We start from the raw sequence: 18528 nt of genomic DNA, 5'->3' as shown, positions 1-18528 counted from the left end.
AATACACCTCCACTATTGTCCTATGCGTACTTTTTTATAGTTAAATTATACTAATAGTCATCTGTAACATCTATTGACGTATTATTACAAACATTCTAGTAAACCGGCCTTGTTATTGTTAACTCTATACAAAGAGGTCCGGCTGCCAGTTTTTTAGCAGTCGGACCTTTTTTACTAATTAGACCTCCATGTCACTACACGGCATCACTGATGAATGTAAATAGTAGTTACAGGGCATGGCTATGCTCTAACCTCGAACATCCTTGTTCGAGTCATGGCTAGCGCATATGTTAACTAAAAAATTTCACATCTCTAAAAGTAAGTCTCCTTGATACCTATACAGCTTAATAGCGAGCTGAAGCTCCAGCTTTGTATCATTGTCAGTCAAATCAAGACCGGAAATTTTCCCTGCCTTTTCCAAGCGATATCTAAGGGAGTTGGGATGGATAAACAACTCCCTGGCCGCACTTTGGATACAACAATTATGATTCAAATAAGATTCCAGGGTATCAATAAGATTGATGTTATTTTTAACCCCATAAGCGTAGAGGTTGCCGATAATGCTCTGAACGAACCCCGATAATGTTTGTTCGTTACCCGGCTGCATCAGGCATTCCATCAATTTCAGCGAGTGATAGTAAATTACCCCTTCTTCACTCCCTAATTTGCGGTCCGTAAAGGAGAGCGCTTTGAAGGATTCGTTCAAGGCAACCTTATAATCCCGGGCATTATAACACTGGCGGCCTACACCGATTTTTATCTTGCAATTCGTAAACGTCATTTTTAACGCTTCAAAGAGTGCCTGCAGGTATTCCGTAATCACAGCTGTTTCCAAGGGGCTACCGTCAGACGATTGAATTAACAGGACAGCTTGTTCCTCACTAATGGCGACTGCGCTGGCATTCATAGAAAGGTCACTGATTATGCTGCGCAAAACCCCTTCCATCTGCCGCTTTCCCAGTGCGGCGTTGATTTGGATGACAGTCAAAACCGCCTCTCTAGACAGATCAAAACCGGGGAGATTTTCTTTCTCATAAAAGTTATGGTCCTGACCTTTATCATCAAATATAAGGCCGAAGATCAAGTTTTTTAAATATCTATCTTCTAAGTCCACTTGTGCCTGTCGGCAGATTTCCAGCACCACCAAACTGTGCATTACGACTCTGACAATTCTCATCTGTTCTCGGTTCAAGTTTTCTTTGAAGATATTTAAATACTTTGTGATTTCTCCTTTTATGATGATCGGAAACACCATTCTTGGAGAGGTTATCCCATACTCCGGCAACTCAGGTAAGGTCACAGGTTGATGGGTGCTCTGTAACAAACGTACATATTCAACGATCCTGGGGTCCACATGTTGAGGTTTCCAGTATTTTATGCCAGTCCTTCGATCTGTGTTGGAGAAGGTAGGGGTGTCATAATAAGAACGTGCCAGGACCAGGAAATATTCATTCTCAATCAGGATGTTCACTTGTAACTTCTGGGCTAGGTAATCGGTAATCCCTTGGTAACCACCACCATTAATGATTATCTCTAAAAACTCGTCGTAAAGCGTATCCGCTTCCAAGTCGCTGTCCTCAAAAATCTTTCTCATAAACATCTGCTTACCACACCCTAACACTTTAAAAATAGATTCTGACATTAAAAAGTATGTTTCTTTTAAAGCTACACGTATAAATTGAATAAATATAATTTAATTATTTATAATTTTCTCACTATAATTATAACACACTTGAATTCGATCTAAAGTCTTTTGCCTTGGGCAAGCAGTATAACAATACTATATGCCATTTTAATCCAGAGTAAAATAGGGTACAATAAAGTACATTCATATTTAATTTTGTTAAGAAGGCTATTGGCCAGCAAAAAGGGGATGTGACCTTTGACGCAACTAAATATTAACCAAGAGTCCCGTAAACCTCGTATCGACTTTCATGTTCATATGGGCGTATATACGTTTCACCAACCATGGGTGACTGAGTGGATGAAGGAAGCACATCCTGTGGGATATCAAGACTATATCCAACGTTACAACGATCCTGGAGCCTTTGAAGCATTGTTAACTGAAGAAGACGTTGATTATGCTTGCGTTGTGGCAGAATTGAGTTATATCAGCACAGGGCTCTGCACCAATGAACAAGTGCGCGATTTCTGTAAGGGCAGGACGCGATTAATTCCCTTTTGTGACATTAGTCCTCATATTTATACTGATTTAGGAGAAGAACTACGGCGAAAAGTAGAAGACGAGGGTTTTCGTGGGTTGAAGCTATATCCTACTTACCAACATTACTATCTTAACGACGGTCGGCTGTACCCGCTCTATCAAGCTGCTCAAGAATTGAATATTCCAGTCTTGATTCATACCGGATCCTCGGTGTTTAAGGGTTCACGCCTGAAGTACGGCGATCCATTGCATTTGGATGATGTTGCTGGAGATTTTCCAGAGGTAAAGTTGGTTATGGCCCACTCTGGACGAGGGGTTTGGTATGATCATGCTTATTTCATGGCAAAAATCCATGCCAATGTCTTCATGGAACTTGCCGGTCTCCCACCAGTAAAATTAATGAGCTATTTTCCCGATTTGGCTCGTATTACGAATAAAGTGATCTTCGGCAGCGATTGGCCGGGCATGCCTTGGATTAAACGCAATATGGATGCTATCGCGCAGCTGCCTTTACCGGCAGAGGGAGTGGAAAACATTCTTGGCGGTAACGCCGCTAAGCTACTACATCTCTAGACTTTAAACTAATTAGAAACACAAGAAGCTGAAGCAATGAGAGACGTTAGTTTTTCTTTTTCAGCGATAATACTCTGATTCAAGACACGGGCGTAGGAAGAAACAATCTTGCCACGCCCGTGTTTCTCTGTCTGTCTGTCCGTGCTGACCGAAATCTATGGAACTTGAACTAAAGTAATAGGCTATGCTATTATAGATGATAATAGTTTAGAGTAATGGAGGGAGTTTTTAATATATGCTTTCTAACGCTGAGTTAATCATATTAAGTTTAGTTAATGAAAAACCTTCCTACGCCTACGAAATTGAAAAACAAATTGAAGCTAAAAGTATGCGCTTATGGGTTAGAATCGGTATAGCTTCGATTTATCAAGTGTTAACTCGTTTAAACGGCAAAGGCTATCTGGAATTTAAGATTGAGCGTGAAGGAAAGGCTCCCGAGCGAAAACGGTATTTTATTACCGAGAGAGGGCAAGAGATCTTAAAGTCCTCAATCAAGGATGCCTTAGGAAAACTCGAATGGTATTATTTAGACTTAAATCTAGCAATTGACGGTAGTGATATTCTCAGTTCCGAGGAAATAAGGGATTGTTTGAAACACAGACTAGACACTGTACGGTACAGTTTAGAGAAACTTCGTCTGGACGTTTCAGAACTTCCTCATAAGTCGAAAGAATCCATGATTAAGAGAAATGTTCTGGCTCTGCGATTGACCGAAGAAAAAATAGTCGAAAATTTGCTTGAGGAATTTCAAACTTATAGATCAGAGTGAACTCGTTTTAGTGACGATAGTGTCCCATTAAACCTCCACTTATCAAAGTAGGGGTTTAAAATTGTTTCTCGCGGGTCATTAAATTTTAATGTAAAAACATAAGATTTAATATTTTCAAATAATTAACGATATGATACTATGTATAATAATACTATATACTGAACTAGGCTAGTGGTAGATAGAACCATGATTAATGATGGGGGAATAAGGATGAAAGCAATCATTGATTTTTTATACGCTAATCCAATTGGCTGCTTGGCATCTATTGATGAGGATGGCAGACCCCATGTAAGACCTTGGAGATTTATGCTTGAACAAGATGGTAAGCTCTGGTTTTGCACAACGAATACGAAGGATGTCTTTTGTCAATTACAATGCAATCCGGCGATTGAATTTTGCTCAACCTCTCAAGATTTTGTCACTGTAAGAGTGAGTGGAGATGTAATTTTCGGAATAGACATGAATATTAAGAGAAAAATGCTAGCCATGAATGACTTAGTAAAATCCATTTATAAAACCCCTGATAACCCTGAGTTTGAAATATTTTACTTAAAGCATGGTCAAGCTGCAATGGTTGATTTTAAAAAAGAAGAGGAGGTTGCTCTAAGATGTTTTTGAATAACTTTGAGTATTTTGCACCAAAAACGCCAGCAGAAGCCTTGGAATTAGTTGCTCGCTTGGGAAGTAAGGCCAAAATACTCGCGGGCGGCACTGATTTATTGGTGGTAATGAAGGCAAAGGCAATAAGTCCGGACTATCTGATCGACATCAATGGGGTAGAGGAGTTTAAAGGTATCATTTGCGAGCCAGGAAAAGGAGCCGTGATCGGGACCAATACTAAGTTGGCTGAGATTCAATTTTCTGAGGAAATTCAGGCCAAATACCCTGCTCTTGCTTATGCAGCCAGTGAGGTAGGTTCATCTCAGGTAAGGCACATGGCTAGTCTGGGAGGTAATTCTTGCAATGCTTCTCCGGCGGCAGAGACTCCGCCCCCCCTGGTGGCAATGGGTGCCAAAGTTGTGCTTAGGAGCATTTCCGGGGAGAGAGAACTACCCCTCGAAGAATTTATCCTAGGCGTCCGGCAGCTTGATCTTACAGAAGGGGAAATGCTAACGAAATTTATAATACCAGAGCCTGCCCAGAATTCAGCCTGTCGCTATGCCTATATGGGGCGCAGAGATGCTATGGAAATCGACTGTGTCAATATGGCAGTAAGCATAGAATTGGAAAATGATGGCCAGACAATTAAAGAGGTCAGGCTAGTGATGGGATCCGTTTATCCTAGGCCTTTGGTATCAAAGGAAGTTCCGACTCTCTTACTAGGGCAAAAGCTTAGTGATCAACTGATCGAACAGGCAGCTGAGGCAGCCCAAGATGAGGCGAAGCCTATTGATGATATTCGGGCATCTGCTGAATACCGGCGTGAAATAGTCAAAGTCCTGGCACGTAGGTTGCTTAAAGAGGCTTATGCCGCTGCGAAGGGGGTGTAGTTGATGAAAACACTGATAGAATTAGATATTAATGACAGGATTTATGAAGTAGCCGTTGATGCTAGGGATTTACTGATTGATGTCATCAGGAAAAAAGTAGGCCTTACTGGCACCAAGAAAGGCTGTGGAGATGGCGACTGCGGAGCTTGCACCGTGATAATTGATGGTAACCCTGAGTTGTCCTGTATTAAGCTGGCTATTGCTTGTCAGGGCAAAAAGATCACTACAATTGAAGGGTTGGTACAAAAAGGTGGCGTGCTACATCCGCTTCAACAGGCCTATGTCGATCATGGCGCAGTACAGTGCGGTTTTTGCACCCCGGGCATGATCATGTCCTCCAAAGCGTTGCTAGACAGGAATCCTGATCCCACTGAGCAGGATATTAAGCATGAGTTAAGTGGGAACATTTGTCGTTGCACTGGTTATAAAAGAATCATTGAAGCCGTTGAAGCTACTGCCAAGGTTTGGTCTAAAGAGGGGGTGAAATGATGGAAAAATCAAAATGGAACCTGACACCGGAAGGCTGGAATCTCGAAGGGGTACCCGCCTACCAGGATGAAAAACGATATACTCAAGTGGGAAGAAGTGTACCTAGGGTAGATGGCCCTGTTAAGGTTAAGGGTGAAGCGATTTATACAGGGGATATGACCTTACCCGGCATGGTTTATGGGAGAATAAAACGTAGTACCTATGCCCATGCCATCATTAAAAAGATTGATTGCAGCAAGGCTCTGGAGCTGCCGGGTGTTCTGGCAGTGCTTACTGGAGATGAAGCTACTAACAAATGGGGTATCGTTCCTCAGTCAGCCAACGAAACGGTCCTAGCCATCGGCAAAGTTCGTTTCTATGGTGAAGGCGTAGCAGCTGTGGCAGCCCTAGATGAAGAAACCGCCGAAGCTGCTCTAGAATTGATTGAAGTGGAATATGAACCTCTCCCGGTGTTGCTGGATCCGTTTGAATCCATGGAACGCGCCCAAGAAGTGCTGATACATGAAGATAGTAAGGGGAATATAATGCATGCAGGGGAACAGGTCTACGGCGATGTGGATAAGGCCTTTGCTCAGTGTGAATATGTTTTAGAAAGAGAATTCCATACAAACTATCCTCAACACGGCTTTCTCGAGCCGCATTCTGCCCTAGCTAGCTATGACACCCAAAGCGGTCAACTCCATTTGTGGGCCAGTAGCCAAGTTCCCCACTACCTGCACCGTCAGATGTCCATCGTTTTAGAAATCCCGATGAACAAAATCCGCGTTACTCTTCCGACCATCGGCGGTGGTTTTGGTGGTAAAGGCGAAGCATCACCCTCAGAATTTGTAGCCTGTTTGCTATCAAGGAAGGTCGGCAGACCTGTTCAAGTGGTCTTTGATCGCCAAGAAGTATTCTATACCAATAAAGGTCGGCATCCGTGCCATATGAAGGTGAAAATGGGCCTGGATAAGGATGGTTATCTCCAAGCAGTAGATTTTGACAACACCTTGGATAAAGGCGCCTTCGCTGGCTGGGGTATTGTAGTGATGTTCTACACTGCCTCTATGTTACATCTGCCCTACAAGGTGCCTAACGTTCGGTTCCGGGGAAGAAGTGTTTATACGAACAAGCCTAGCACCGGGGCCATGCGCGGTCTCGGTGGAGTTCAGCCAAGGTGGGCCTTGGAGTGCATGATGGATGAAATGTCCGAAATGATGGGAATTAGTCCGTATGAATTAAAGCTAAAAAACGCGATCGAATCAGGTCATACCTGTATCAACAATATGTTCGTACCGCATAGCGAGTTTAAGAAATGCCTGGATACAGCGGTCAAAAAATCAGGCTATCTGGAAAAGCATGGTAAGCTGCCTTTTGGCAAAGGGATCGGAATGGCCGGCGGTTATTATATATCCGGGACAGCCTATACTCTTTATCAGAACTACAAGCCACATACTACGGTGATGATCAGGGTAGATACAGAGGGCGGTGTTACGCTGCTTTGTGCAGCCGCTGAGATCGGTCAGGGCTGCAATACCATCATGGCCCAGATGGTTGCCGAGGAGTTGGGCATCCATTTTGAAGATGTGCACATTCAGTCGGGAGATACGGAAATAGGGGCCTTTGACTTGGGTAGTTTTGCCAGCCGCCTAACGTATGCTTCTGGGGCGGCTATTAAGATGGCCAGTGTGGAAATTAATCAAAGACTCAAAGAAACAGCTGCAGGTATGCTGGGAGTCAGGGCTGATCAGTTGGTCATTAAAAATCATGAGATATATTCAATGTACGAAAGTAAAAAACGCATCTCGTGGGGAAAAGTCGTTGAAGCTTATACTAGTATCAATGGGACCTTGGTCGGGATGGGGAACTATTCTCCACCACGGCGCAAAGGGATTGATATTGTGAGCGGCAATAGGGTTCAGGGCGCAAATATCGGTCACTCACCTACCTTTGGTTTTAGTGCACAAGTACACGAAGTAGAAGTGGATGTAGAAACTGGCCGGATCTATGTCAAGAAGGTAACCGAAGCCGGTGACTGTGGTACGCCTGTCAACCCCATGAGTGTTGATGGACAGGTAGAAGGCTCCATCTTGTTTAATATTGGGGCCTGCCTTTACGAAGACCAAAAGTTAGATGCTAACGGCAAACATTTAAATCCTAACTTCCACGATTACAAGACGCCGACGACTATGGAAATGCCGGAAATGGATACCAACATAGTAGAAAGTTATGACCATTCAGCACCGTTTGGGGTTAAGGAAACAGGCGAAGGAGCCGTTCAGCCTACCTTCCCAGCGATCACCAACGCAATCTACGATGCTATCGGGGTAAGATTTTATAACCTGCCCATTACTCCAGAAATGGTACTCAAGGCGTTAAGAGATAAAAAGTAAAGAGAGCGTACATCTTTAGCGGCAACGGAAAGCAAAACCGTTGCCGCTAAAACGTTCATTAACTCTATCCCCTTTGCCGCCATGAGGTACCAATCCTACCCACGCATCATACCCTTTAGGACGACCTTGTTATTTAATGTAGTGATCTTAAAATATTCCATAAGGGCGAGGGACAAACAGGAAATTTGGCAGTTGCCCTGGAATTTACAAAAAAATGGTTAGAAGGCTTTGCAGAGCTATTTAAGGGGGAGCTGAACGAATCATGATTTACGAATTTGAAGGTAAACGACCTAGAATCGGAAATGGGACTTATGTCGCACCAGAAGCGACAATTATTGGTGATGTGACCATAGGTGAGGGATGTTACATTGCTGCTGGAGCACGAATAAGAGGAGATTGGGGTAAGATTACGATTGGAGCAGGTTCCAATATCCAAGAGAACTGCATTATTCATGCTTATCCTGGGTGTGAAGCTGTTCTAGGGCCACGAAGTCACATTGGTCATGGAGCCATTCTGCATACCCCTAAGCTCGCTGAACATGTTTTGGTCGGCATGGGTGCGATCATCATGGATCATGCAAGTATAGGAGATGGATGTCTGATTGGAGCTGCTGCTTTAGTATTAGAAAATACGATAATTCCACCTTATAAACTTGTCGTCGGTTCGCCAGCCAAAATCGTGGCTGACCTTTCCGAAACAGCGCAAAAAAATCTTAATGAAGCAACAAGTTACTACCTTGCCTTACCAGCCCGCTGTCATAAAGGAATTAGGCAAATTAGGTTGGAAGAGGTTATGGAATCATAGGGATGGGATTTCCTTATCCAAATAGTATTGAAAATAGACACATCACTTAAAAGATGTCTTGCACAGTGTAAGCATCTTTTTTTTATTAAAACACTATTAAAAAGAAGTCCGCTATTCCAAGAGTGATGCAATCATACATCCATGAAATGATAAATTGCATCATCCTAAAAATGAGCAAGTTTATGAATTAGTTATGGTTTTAGAAATGAAATTAAAAAACTTTGCAATGTATAGATGCATCTGCTATTTAGAGATTAAGCGTGTAATTATTATTATAGGCTATGGAATAGATAGTGAATCTATGGCGAGAAAATTGCATATCAAAAAGAATAGTGATAGAACGAACGGAAACGAGATTGTTCTAAACTTTTGTATATCAGAAATACGAGGGGGATGTTGGCATTGAGTGAAAAAATGGTACTTCCGGGACCAAAATCCAGAGCATTAATTGATAGGAAAAATAAGTGTACAGCTAAAGGGATCTCGCAGGGAACTCCTTTGTTCATTGAGAAAGCTTCAGGTGCTTTGATGACTGATGTTGATGGGAACGAATTCATTGACTTTTATGGTGGTATTGGTGTTTTGAATGCTGGTCATTGTCCCAGACCGGTTGTTGATGCTATAAAGGAACAAGCTGAAAAATTAATCCATACATGCTTTATGGTATCTATGTACGAAGGGTGGGTTGATTTGGCGGAGAAGTTGATACAAATCACACCGATTAAAGGAGATCTTAAAGTAACGTACGTCAACAGCGGTGCGGAGGCAGTTGAAAACGCCATCAAGATTGCTCGTTCCTATACGAAAAGAACGGGAGTCATTGCTTTTGAAATGGCTTTCCATGGAAGAACAAATTTAGCCATGGGCTTAACTAGTAAGGTTAGACCTTATAAATATGGGTTTGGACCCTTTACTCCTGAAATTTATAAGATGCCTTCTGCTTATTGCTATCGGTGCTATTATCATTCTACCTATCCCGGTTGTGGTATGCACTGTTTAGAACAATTTGAGCGTTTTTTCGCTGCTGAGGTTGAAGCAGAGAGTATAGCTGCTATGATCATCGAGCCTGTTCAAGGAGAAGGTGGGTTTATAGTTCCACCCAAGGAGTTTTTGCCAGGTTTAAAAAGGATTGCTGAAAAACACGGTATAGTCTTTATTGCCGACGAGATTCAAACGGGTTTTGGCAGAACTGGAAAAATGTTTGCGGTTGAGAACTATGGTGTCGAGCCCGATCTTATGACGATGGCAAAATCCATTGCTGCTGGTATGCCTTTAAGTGCAGTAGTGGGTAAAGCGGAAATTATGGATGCTCCTGGTCCTGGTATGATCGGAGGCACCTTCGCGGGTAATCCACTCGCTTGTGCGGCTGGTATAGCGACGATCAATTATATCGAGCAAGAACAGCTTTCGGACAGAGCAGCAAAAATCGGAGCTTCAGTTGTAGCTCGCTTGAAGGGTATGCAAGAGAAATATCCATTGATTGGTGATATCCGAAGTCTGGGTGCAATGATTGGAATAGAGCTAGTTAAAGATAGGGAGACAAAGGAACCTGCCAAAGAAGAAACAGCTCAGATCACTCAAGAATGTTTGAGTCAAGGGCTTATTATCATTTCGGCAGGGGTATATGGAAACGTAATTCGGATGCTGATGCCGTTGGTGATCACAGATGAGCAACTTGAGAGAGCTCTGAACATTTTAGAGGGAGCATTTGCCAAGGTTCAGAAGTAATCGAGATCTTTGGCCTCATTCTCCAAAATTCTAAATCTTTACAACAATCAAACAGCGTCCTCATTTCACTATCAAAGTGGAGTGAGGACGCTTGTGTTTTGATGATATAGATCTCAAAAGTGGGGACGTGAAAACACAAACAAGTTTTAGCTCAGCCCCGTTTTATAGTGGTTGCTTTCCGGATTTATTAACTATTTGTCTATATTTACGACTAATCGTAGATTGGCTAACGCCAAGTGCCTTAGCTGCTTTCGTAGTGGAATGGTACTGTTTCATGGCTAGGGTAATTAGTTCTTTTTCGACCTGGCTAAAAGCTTGTTCTAATGGAATTACTTGATTAAACCGTCCCGTTTGTCTGGGCGCTATAGGGTCGAGTTTCATTAAGATGCGTTCAACGTTCGTGGCATCAATCTCATCTCCATCGTTTTTAATTGCAATTCGTTGGACTAGATTCTGTAGCTCGCGAACGTTCCCCGGGAACGGATACGCTTCCAGTAAGTCAAATGCGGAACTCGAGAAGCGTAGATTGCATTGATAGAGCTGATTAAATTGTAGTAAGAAAAAGTTAGCCAACAAGGCGATATCTTCTTTGCGCTCGCGAAGAGCTGGAATTTCGATAGGAAAAACATTAATCCGATAAAATAAGTCTTCACGGAATTTGCCCTGAGCTACAAGTTCAGCCAAAGGACGGTTCGTGGATACGATGATTTGAATATCGAATTTAAGTGGTTGGGTGGCTCCGACCGGATAGACCTCCCGTTCCTGAATGGCCCGTAATAGTTTACCCTGGATGACAAGCGGCATCTCGGAAATTTCGTCAAGGAAAAGGCAACCTCTATGTGCTTTGATAATTAAGCCAGTTTTACCTTGTTGGTTGGCGCCTGAAAATGCACCTCGTTCGTAACCGAATAATTCGCTTTCGAGTAAAGATTCTGGAATGGCAGCACAGTTAATTTTAATCAGTGGTTCTTTTCGTCGCTCACTCAGGGAGTGGATGGCATTAGCAATAATTTCTTTGCCAACCCCAGATTCGCCGCTCAGTAGAACGGTAGCAGAGAATTGGGCCACCCGTTCGACCTCTTGCATCACCTCATGCATTTGAGGACTAGCATAGATTGGCAGTATTCCTTGAGCTTGGGTAACGCGTTGGCGCATTTGTTCTAATTCTTCTCGGTAGTTCTCGCTTTGTTTGCGCGTTTGTTCCAGTTCTGTCTGGAGACGGGATACTTCCGTAAGATCACGTGAAGCAATCACGATACGCTCTATTTCACCTGACTTATGAAAGATCGGATTTCCTATAGAAAGTCGGTGAGATTCACTGTCGTTTTGCATTAAAGAAACTTTTCCTTTTTTCTTTTGTACTTCCCGAATTACTTTATGGAGTAATTCATCCGCTTTTTTTAATTTTAAAAGTTGGTGTCCAATTAAGGTGTTAGGCGGGCGATTCCATTGTGAGGATATATAGTGATCACTGGCACGTAAGAGTTTGCCACGCGCATCAACGACGATGATTTCATCGTAGATGGTTGATAGAATTGCTTCAAGGTCGTTATTTAATAGCTTTACTGAATCCAGTTCCATGGCTATACCTTCAACTGATGGGAGATCTTGCAAAACTAAAGCAAATCCGGTGACCACTTGATACATAACCAGCGGCACAAAATCGACTAAAATTGCGGCTTGACTTGAGGGAGTCGTGATAAATTGATTCAGCAAAGAAGTTTGGGTGTTATACACGTACTGAAAGTTGTTCAAGCCCAGTATGTCCTGCATACGCAGGGCGGATAGATCAGCCTCCGAAATACGTAACATACGGTGTGCCTCGGCATTGCTATTCACTACTGCATAGTTGATATCGACTACCATCAGACCGCGCGGAATCGACGAAAAGAGGCTGCGTAACCAAGCAATTTCACTGTTCGCACCAGTGGACATCATTGTCAATAAAAAATCTTCTCTTAGGATGTACTTTAAGTTATCCTCATATCTGACCAGTGTCACCAATTCAGCGAGTACGTCAAGGACATGAACCGTTAAATCAGCATACGAGATTATATTGAGTGGCGGTTCACTCACTAAGTGTTTGATTGTTCTCTCATACGGCTCTTGTCTCTCAATAAGGAAATTAAAACTTTTCAACGGAAATATGTTTCCATCTTTCTTAATGAAAACATAAGGATGCTCTTCTTTATTTAGGCGTTTCGAGATTTCAGTTAGACTTGTCGTCTCATCCACAAATATCGGATCACGTAAAAATGTTCGCAAATCCATCGAAAAGAGCTCCTTTTATACTGAAATAACTAGATTATGCAGGGGTGAATAACTTTTTTATAAATATACCATAAAATTCAAATAAATAAAACAATTCACTATACTAAAATTTATGAAATGCCCTTTTATTTATTTAAATAGGAGGGTGGAAAAGGTTATACACCGACATGTTCATGAAAGTTTATCGAACATTTTGCATAAATATAAGCAAAATGTATACCAATAAATTATTAATAATTTAGATTGGCATACATTTTGCTTATTGTTTAAAATAGGCGGAAAAAGCTTGGTAAATATTAAAGAAGGGGGGAGCACAAAATTTTTTACCCTAAATAGTCAAAATATTTCATGAATTGCATAAATAATACATAATACACTAGGAGGATGATAAATGGAAAATATAGGAAAATTGAAACGCACGTTAAAATTGTGGCAAGTTGTTCTGATCGGTGTAGCCTATATGACACCAATGGTTGTATTCGATACCTTCGGGATCGTATCAGAAGTAACCAGCGGGCATGTTCCCACAAGTTATCTCTTAGCCTTAATTGCAATGCTGTTTACGGCTGCAAGCTATGGAAAAATGGTCAAAGCATTTCCACAAGCCGGGTCTGCCTATACCTATACCCAAAAGACAATCAGTAAACATTTGGGATTTCTGGTTGGTTGGTCCGTATTACTCGATTATCTCTTCTTACCCATGGTAAATTCCTTGTTAGCAGGTATATACCTCTCGGCATTATTTCCTGATGTTCCAACCTGGTTCTGGATTCTGGTGTTTACTTTAGTAATGACCGGAATTAACTTGTTTACTGTAAATTTCATTGCAAACTTCAGCACAATATTAGTCGGGTGTCAGATTTTGATTATGTGTATATTCACGTATTTAGATATCCAGGGACTAATGGCAGGTGAAGGATATGGTCAGGTATTTACTCTTCAACCCTTCTTTTCCCCTGATATGGATATGAGCATATTACTGGCCGGAGCCACAATTCTATGTTTCTCATTCTTAGGCTTTGATGCGGTTACTACCCTTTCGGAAGAAACTCCTGAACCAACTAAGACAATTCCGCGGGCGATTTTCCTTGTGGCCTTAATTGGTGGAATTTTATTTATTACCCAGTCGTACTTTATTCAAGCTTTCTTTCCAGATATATCAAGATTTCAAGACTTTGAGGCTGCATCACCTGAAATTGCCATGATGGTAGGGGGAAGAATATTCCAAATATTTTTCTTGGCCGCTACACTAACTGGCGTTCTTGCCTCAGGTGTAACCTCTCATGCGAGTGTAGCTCGTCTTCTATATGTAATGGGTAGAGATAACGTATTCCCCAAAAAGTTTTTTGGCTATGTAAACCTTCGTTGGGGAACCCCTTCTTTAAATGTACTTTTAGTAGGTTGTATAGCCTTACTGGCCATTTTTCTAGACTTGGCAATTGTTGTGGCGCTTATTAACTTTGGAGCCTTAACCGCCTTTACATTTGTCAATCTATCGGTTATTGCTCATTATACCGTCCGGAAGAAAATGCATAAAACCTTTACAGGGTTCTTTAGTTACCTGCTATTTCCCATCATCGGAGCGATCTTCGTAGGAATTCTATGGTGGAATCTGGAGACCAGTTCACTGACACTGGGTCTAGTTTGGTTAGCAATAGGAGTTCTCTATCTTGCCTACTTAACAAAACTATTCCGTAGCAAACCTCCGGAATTTGACTTTAATGAATCCAATATATCGAGTTGAGGATCCTCAGCCTCCTTATATTGGCATAACATTTGCAACTAGATGTATCAATCTTAATGAATCTAGGAGGAACTATCATGACAGTTAATACAACGCAAAACAAAGAAGACTTAAAAGAGAAGTACGCCAATGTCTATGAGTATTCTAACAAAGTCCTTGATTTAATTAGCAAACAAGACATTACAAAGGATGAAGCAGAATGGGTCACACGCCAAACCGTTGAAGGTTTTCGGGATCATGTCAACCCTGGTTTTTTAGAATATCGCAAGAGCGTCACTAAGGATAAACAGTTTGCCGCCGTAGAATGGAAAGATTCGGGGCTAAACTGCTTTATGGATGTGAATGGAAAAGAGTATATCGATTGCTTGGGCGGTTTTGGAATTTATAATGTGGGACATCGTCATCCTAAGGTGATGGCAGCTGTAACAAATCAATTAAACCGTCAGGCCTTGCATAGTCAAGATTTATTAGATCCCTTACGGGCCATGTTAGCCAAGATCGTGGCAGATATCACACCGGGCGATTTAAAATACTGCTTCTTCACGAATAGCGGAACTGAAACGGTCGAGTGTTCCCTTAAACTTGCTAAAATGTACAGCGATCGAACGACCTTTATTTCAACAACTCGCGCTTTTCACGGTAAAAGTTTAGGCTCTCTGTCTGCAACGGCTAAGGGCATTTTCCGTAAACCGTTCCTACCTATGATACCCGGCTTTCGTCACGTTCCCTTTGGTGATATTGAGATGATGAGAAAGACCATGGAGTGTTGTGCCCTCGTAGGTGAAGATGTCGCTGCAGTAATTCTTGAACCGATTCAAGGGGAAGGCGGGGTTATTTTACCGCCGGAGGGTTATTTAAAACAAGTTCGTGAACTTTGTAATCAGTTTGGAGCACTGCTTATCTTTGATGAAGTCCAGACCGGAATGGGTCGCACTGGGAAAATGTTCTGTTGTGAACATTATGATGTTGTGCCGGATATACTCTGTCTTGCCAAAGCATTTGGCGGCGGGATTATGCCAGCCGGAGCTGTCGTTGCGACAGAGGAAGTCTTCAAAACCCTGTTTCCGAATCCGTTTATGCATACAACGACGTTTGGAGGTAATCCACTCGCCTGTGCTGCCGCGATTGCAGCGTTTAATGTCCTAATTGAGGAAAATTTGCCAGCCAGATCTGCTGAACTTGGAGACTATATGCTGGGGAGGCTTCGTAATGCTGCCGCTGAGTTCCCAGAACTGGTTATGGAAATTCGAGGAAAAGGTCTTCTGATTGGGATTGAATTTCAATCGGATGAAATTGGGTATGAGGTATCTAAGGCGATGTTTGATAGCGGGGTGCTTGTAGCTGGTACGCTGATTAACGCTAAAACAATTAGAATAGAACCCCCATTGACGATCACCTATAAAGAAGCGGATCGTGTCATTGTCGCATTTAAAAATGCACTTGTGCAGGTTCGTGGGTTAGCTGTATTCAACTGATCTCTAGGATAACCATCTTAAACTCAGCCTGCTTTGCTGTCGCGGTGGAACTGTCCATAGTTTGCTACTGCGATAGCAAGGCAGATAGTAAACTATAGAAAAAAACTCGTTAAAAAGAGGTGCTAATCCCGTAAGTTATAGTGAACGGAGGAAAACCGATGGTTTTAAAATTAATAGAGGAGCTCTGTATTGGGTGCCGCTTATGCCAATTGGCTTGCTCTGTCGCAAAAGAAGAGGTCTTTAACCCTGAATTAGCAAGGCTCAAGATTATTTCCCTTTACTCTAAAACGGGTTTGAATTACAAAACTTCCCTTTGTAATATGTGTCTGACCTGTGTCAGTATTTGTCCCACCGCAGCGATTACTCACCAGGCAGGGTACTTGATTTATGATCAGGATAAATGTACAAACTGTGGAATTTGTATTACAGCATGCCCTGAAAACGTTATAGCTTCCAGAGCCGAAGGTATAGCTCTTTGTGATCTCTGCGCAGGGTCACCGGCTTGTGTCGAGTGGTGCCCCCATCAAGCTTTGATGAACCAGGAGGGGAACTAAGATGAGCTACACTGGAAAAATATTGAGGGTTAACTTAACAACGGGTCATAGTCAGGTTGAAGAGTTGAATAAACAATGGGCAGTGGATTATATAGGGGGTAAAGGCCTCGGCATAAAATACCTCTATGAAGAGCTTGCTCCAGGGGTGAATCCTCTGTCACCGGATAATAAGCTGATTTTAATGACAGGCCTTTTCACGGGAACCATCATACCTCTCTCTGGGAAATTATCAATAATTACAAAATCCCCTGCCACAGGGACCATCCTTGATTGTTCCATCGGTGGCCATTTCGCGGCGGAATTAAAGTATGCAGGATATGATGCTGTAATTTTAGAAGGAAAGGCCACAAAGCCATCCTACCTCTATATCGAAGATAAGATCGTGGAAATTCGGGACGCGTCTGAACTCTGGGGACAGGGGGCACAGGAAACAGAACTGATCTTAAGAGAAAAAATCAATCAAGAAGTTAAAGCACTAGCCATCGGACCTGCAGGGGAAAATCTAGTGACAATGTCCTGTATCACCTCAGAGTTTTATCGACAGGCTGGCCGAGGTGGAGTGGGCGCGGTCATGGGAAGCAAAAATCTCAAGGCTATCGCAGTTCGGGGAAGTGGCAGTATCTCCGTGCCCAATATTAAGCAATTCGCTTCAAGTATGAAAGAGTTTATGCAGACAGACATCTTGACGGATACCAATCTCTGGGCTAATACAGACGGCACAGCTTTACTCGTGGATTTCAACCAAGATACAGGTATTTTGCCCACAAGGAATTTCCAGCAGGGAACCTATGACGATTACCAAGCAATAAATTCCGATGCCATGAAAGCAGTTCGTTCAGGTAAAAAGGGGTGCTTCAGTTGTGCACTGGGGTGTGGCAATTATTCAAGGGCTGGCGGGTCGACGGTGGAAGGACCAGAGTATGAAACCTTAGCCATAGGTGGTTCTAACTGTGGGATCAGTGACTTGGAGGCCATCATTGAGTTCAATGACTTGTGTGACAATCTTGGCATGGACACAATATCTGTGGGGAATGTTATTGCCTTCGCCATGGAATTAACCGAAAAGGGAATTAAAGATTTTAGCTTGCGGTTTGGTGACGTAGACGCCTATTTAAAGGTCCCGGGGTTGATTGCCGCCCAGGAGGGTATTGGCGTAGATTTAGGCTTAGGAGTTAAGAAACTTTCCGAAAAATATGGCGGCAGTGACTTTGCTATGCAAGTCAAGGGCTTAGAATTTCCAGGCTATGAACCACGTGGGTCTTGGGGAATGGGACTAGCCTATGCCACGTCTGACCGGGGAGCTTGTCATATGAGGGCCTGGCCAGTAGCGCAAGAGGCTTATGGAGATTTAGATGCCTTTACGGTCGAAGGAAAAGCCCAGCTTGTCATAGAGTTACAACATTATAATGCCGTGAAATTCTCCTTGATTTTATGTGACTTTTGGGCGCTATCTCTGGAAACTATGGGAATCATCTTGTCTAACTTATTAGAGCGGACTGTGTCTGAACAGGACCTTTTATTGGTCGGGGAACGGGTCGTAAACTTGGCTAGGCAATTTAATGTTAGGGATGGGTTCAGTAAAGATAATGATACTTTACCCGCAAGAATTTTTAAAGAAACTCTAAAGACAGGAGCTACCAAGGGTCAGCTTATACCCCTCGTGGAATTTGAAAGGATGCTTGAGGAATATTATAGTTTGCGGAGTTGGGATCGTGATGGGAAACCAACTGAAGCGAAATTGCATGAACTCGGGATAAACTAAATCTTAGGGATGGAGCAACATGGCCAAGGAGGTAAGATTTGCAGATAACTATCAGATTATATGGACCACTGGGGAAATATTCTAGTCAGCTCGGTCTATATCAGAGGGAGATTAAGCCAGATCTTACCCTTCCTCGGTTAATGGAGCAGCTTGGGGTTCCTTACTCATCGGTGGGCTTCATCGTTGTCAATGGTGTCAAGCGAGATCTAGATTACAGGCTCGAGGAAAATGATGACGTTAAGTTCTTTCCTTTTATCGCTGGGGGTTAAATGTCTCCAAAAAATCAGGAATTATAAAGAAGGCTTGGCGCTCTAGCCAAGTTTTCTTTAGTT

15 protein-coding genes are annotated in these 18528 nt (G+C 42.6%); 13 read left to right on the top strand and 2 right to left on the bottom strand.

Annotated features, from left to right (window positions below; all coding sequences use genetic code 11):
- Window positions 1-304 precede the first annotated feature (304 nt).
- Window positions 305-1642: a PucR family transcriptional regulator gene (locus tag ACYQ3Q_RS18230; RefSeq protein WP_459929945.1), complete on the bottom strand. Its 1338-nt coding sequence runs from the start codon at window positions 1640-1642 to the stop codon at window positions 305-307.
- 240 nt (window positions 1643-1882) lie between these two features.
- Here ACYQ3Q_RS18230 and ACYQ3Q_RS18225 point away from each other — a divergent pair, with 240 nt between their 5' ends.
- The 8 genes from ACYQ3Q_RS18225 (at window position 1883) to gabT (ending at window position 10390) form a co-directional block, all read left to right on the top strand.
- Complete coding sequence (locus tag ACYQ3Q_RS18225; protein WP_459929944.1) at window positions 1883-2737, top strand: amidohydrolase family protein; 855 nt, start codon at window positions 1883-1885, stop codon at window positions 2735-2737.
- 235 nt (window positions 2738-2972) lie between these two features.
- Entirely contained in the window at window positions 2973-3506 is a 534-nt protein-coding gene (locus tag ACYQ3Q_RS18220; protein WP_459929943.1) for a PadR family transcriptional regulator, read from the top strand.
- 210 nt (window positions 3507-3716) lie between these two features.
- Window positions 3717-4124: a pyridoxamine 5'-phosphate oxidase family protein gene (locus ACYQ3Q_RS18215; RefSeq protein WP_459929942.1), complete on the top strand. Its 408-nt coding sequence runs from the start codon at window positions 3717-3719 to the stop codon at window positions 4122-4124.
- Window positions 4115-4996: an FAD binding domain-containing protein gene (locus ACYQ3Q_RS18210; protein ID WP_459929941.1), complete on the top strand. Its 882-nt coding sequence runs from the start codon at window positions 4115-4117 to the stop codon at window positions 4994-4996. Before ACYQ3Q_RS18215 ends, ACYQ3Q_RS18210 begins: the two co-directional genes overlap by 10 nt.
- Window positions 4997-4999: 3 nt before the next feature.
- The gene (locus ACYQ3Q_RS18205; protein ID WP_459929940.1) at window positions 5000-5485 is read left to right on the top strand and encodes a (2Fe-2S)-binding protein; all 486 of its coding nucleotides are present in this window, start codon (window positions 5000-5002) and stop codon (window positions 5483-5485) included.
- Complete coding sequence (locus ACYQ3Q_RS18200; protein ID WP_459929939.1) at window positions 5485-7857, top strand: xanthine dehydrogenase family protein molybdopterin-binding subunit; 2373 nt, start codon at window positions 5485-5487, stop codon at window positions 7855-7857. The genes ACYQ3Q_RS18205 and ACYQ3Q_RS18200 overlap by 1 nt, the downstream gene beginning before the upstream one ends.
- Window positions 7858-8119: 262 nt before the next feature.
- Entirely contained in the window at window positions 8120-8662 is a 543-nt protein-coding gene (locus ACYQ3Q_RS18195) for a gamma carbonic anhydrase family protein (protein WP_459929938.1), read from the top strand.
- A gap of 414 nt (window positions 8663-9076) precedes the next feature.
- Window positions 9077-10390, top strand: a complete 1314-nt coding sequence (gene gabT, locus ACYQ3Q_RS18190) for a 4-aminobutyrate--2-oxoglutarate transaminase (RefSeq protein ID WP_459930046.1) — start codon at window positions 9077-9079, stop codon at window positions 10388-10390.
- Window positions 10391-10552: 162 nt separating this feature from the next.
- On the opposite strand, the gene ACYQ3Q_RS18185 is transcribed toward gabT, so the two are convergent.
- Entirely contained in the window at window positions 10553-12661 is a 2109-nt protein-coding gene (locus ACYQ3Q_RS18185; protein ID WP_459929937.1) for a sigma-54 interaction domain-containing protein, read from the bottom strand.
- Window positions 12662-13052: 391 nt separating this feature from the next.
- Between ACYQ3Q_RS18185 and ACYQ3Q_RS18180 the strand changes: the two genes are divergently transcribed.
- From ACYQ3Q_RS18180 to ACYQ3Q_RS18160, 5 genes are all read left to right on the top strand, one after another.
- Entirely contained in the window at window positions 13053-14405 is a 1353-nt protein-coding gene (locus tag ACYQ3Q_RS18180; RefSeq protein ID WP_459929936.1) for an APC family permease, read from the top strand.
- Between the two features lie 77 nt (window positions 14406-14482).
- Window positions 14483-15880 (top strand): putrescine aminotransferase, encoded by a 1398-nt coding sequence (locus ACYQ3Q_RS18175; protein WP_459929935.1) that lies wholly within the window; start codon window positions 14483-14485, stop codon window positions 15878-15880.
- Between the two features lie 158 nt (window positions 15881-16038).
- Complete coding sequence (locus ACYQ3Q_RS18170; RefSeq protein WP_459929934.1) at window positions 16039-16434, top strand: 4Fe-4S binding protein; 396 nt, start codon at window positions 16039-16041, stop codon at window positions 16432-16434.
- A gap of 1 nt (window position 16435) precedes the next feature.
- Window positions 16436-18196 (top strand): aldehyde ferredoxin oxidoreductase family protein, encoded by a 1761-nt coding sequence (locus tag ACYQ3Q_RS18165; RefSeq protein ID WP_459929933.1) that lies wholly within the window; start codon window positions 16436-16438, stop codon window positions 18194-18196.
- A gap of 38 nt (window positions 18197-18234) precedes the next feature.
- Entirely contained in the window at window positions 18235-18465 is a 231-nt protein-coding gene (locus ACYQ3Q_RS18160) for a MoaD/ThiS family protein (protein ID WP_459929932.1), read from the top strand.
- The last annotated feature ends 63 nt before the right edge of the window (window positions 18466-18528 follow it).

Source organism: Desulfosporosinus burensis, from assembly GCF_054657535.1.
Note: the sequence above shows the minus strand (reverse complement) of the source record. Positions and strands in the feature narration are given on the sequence as shown.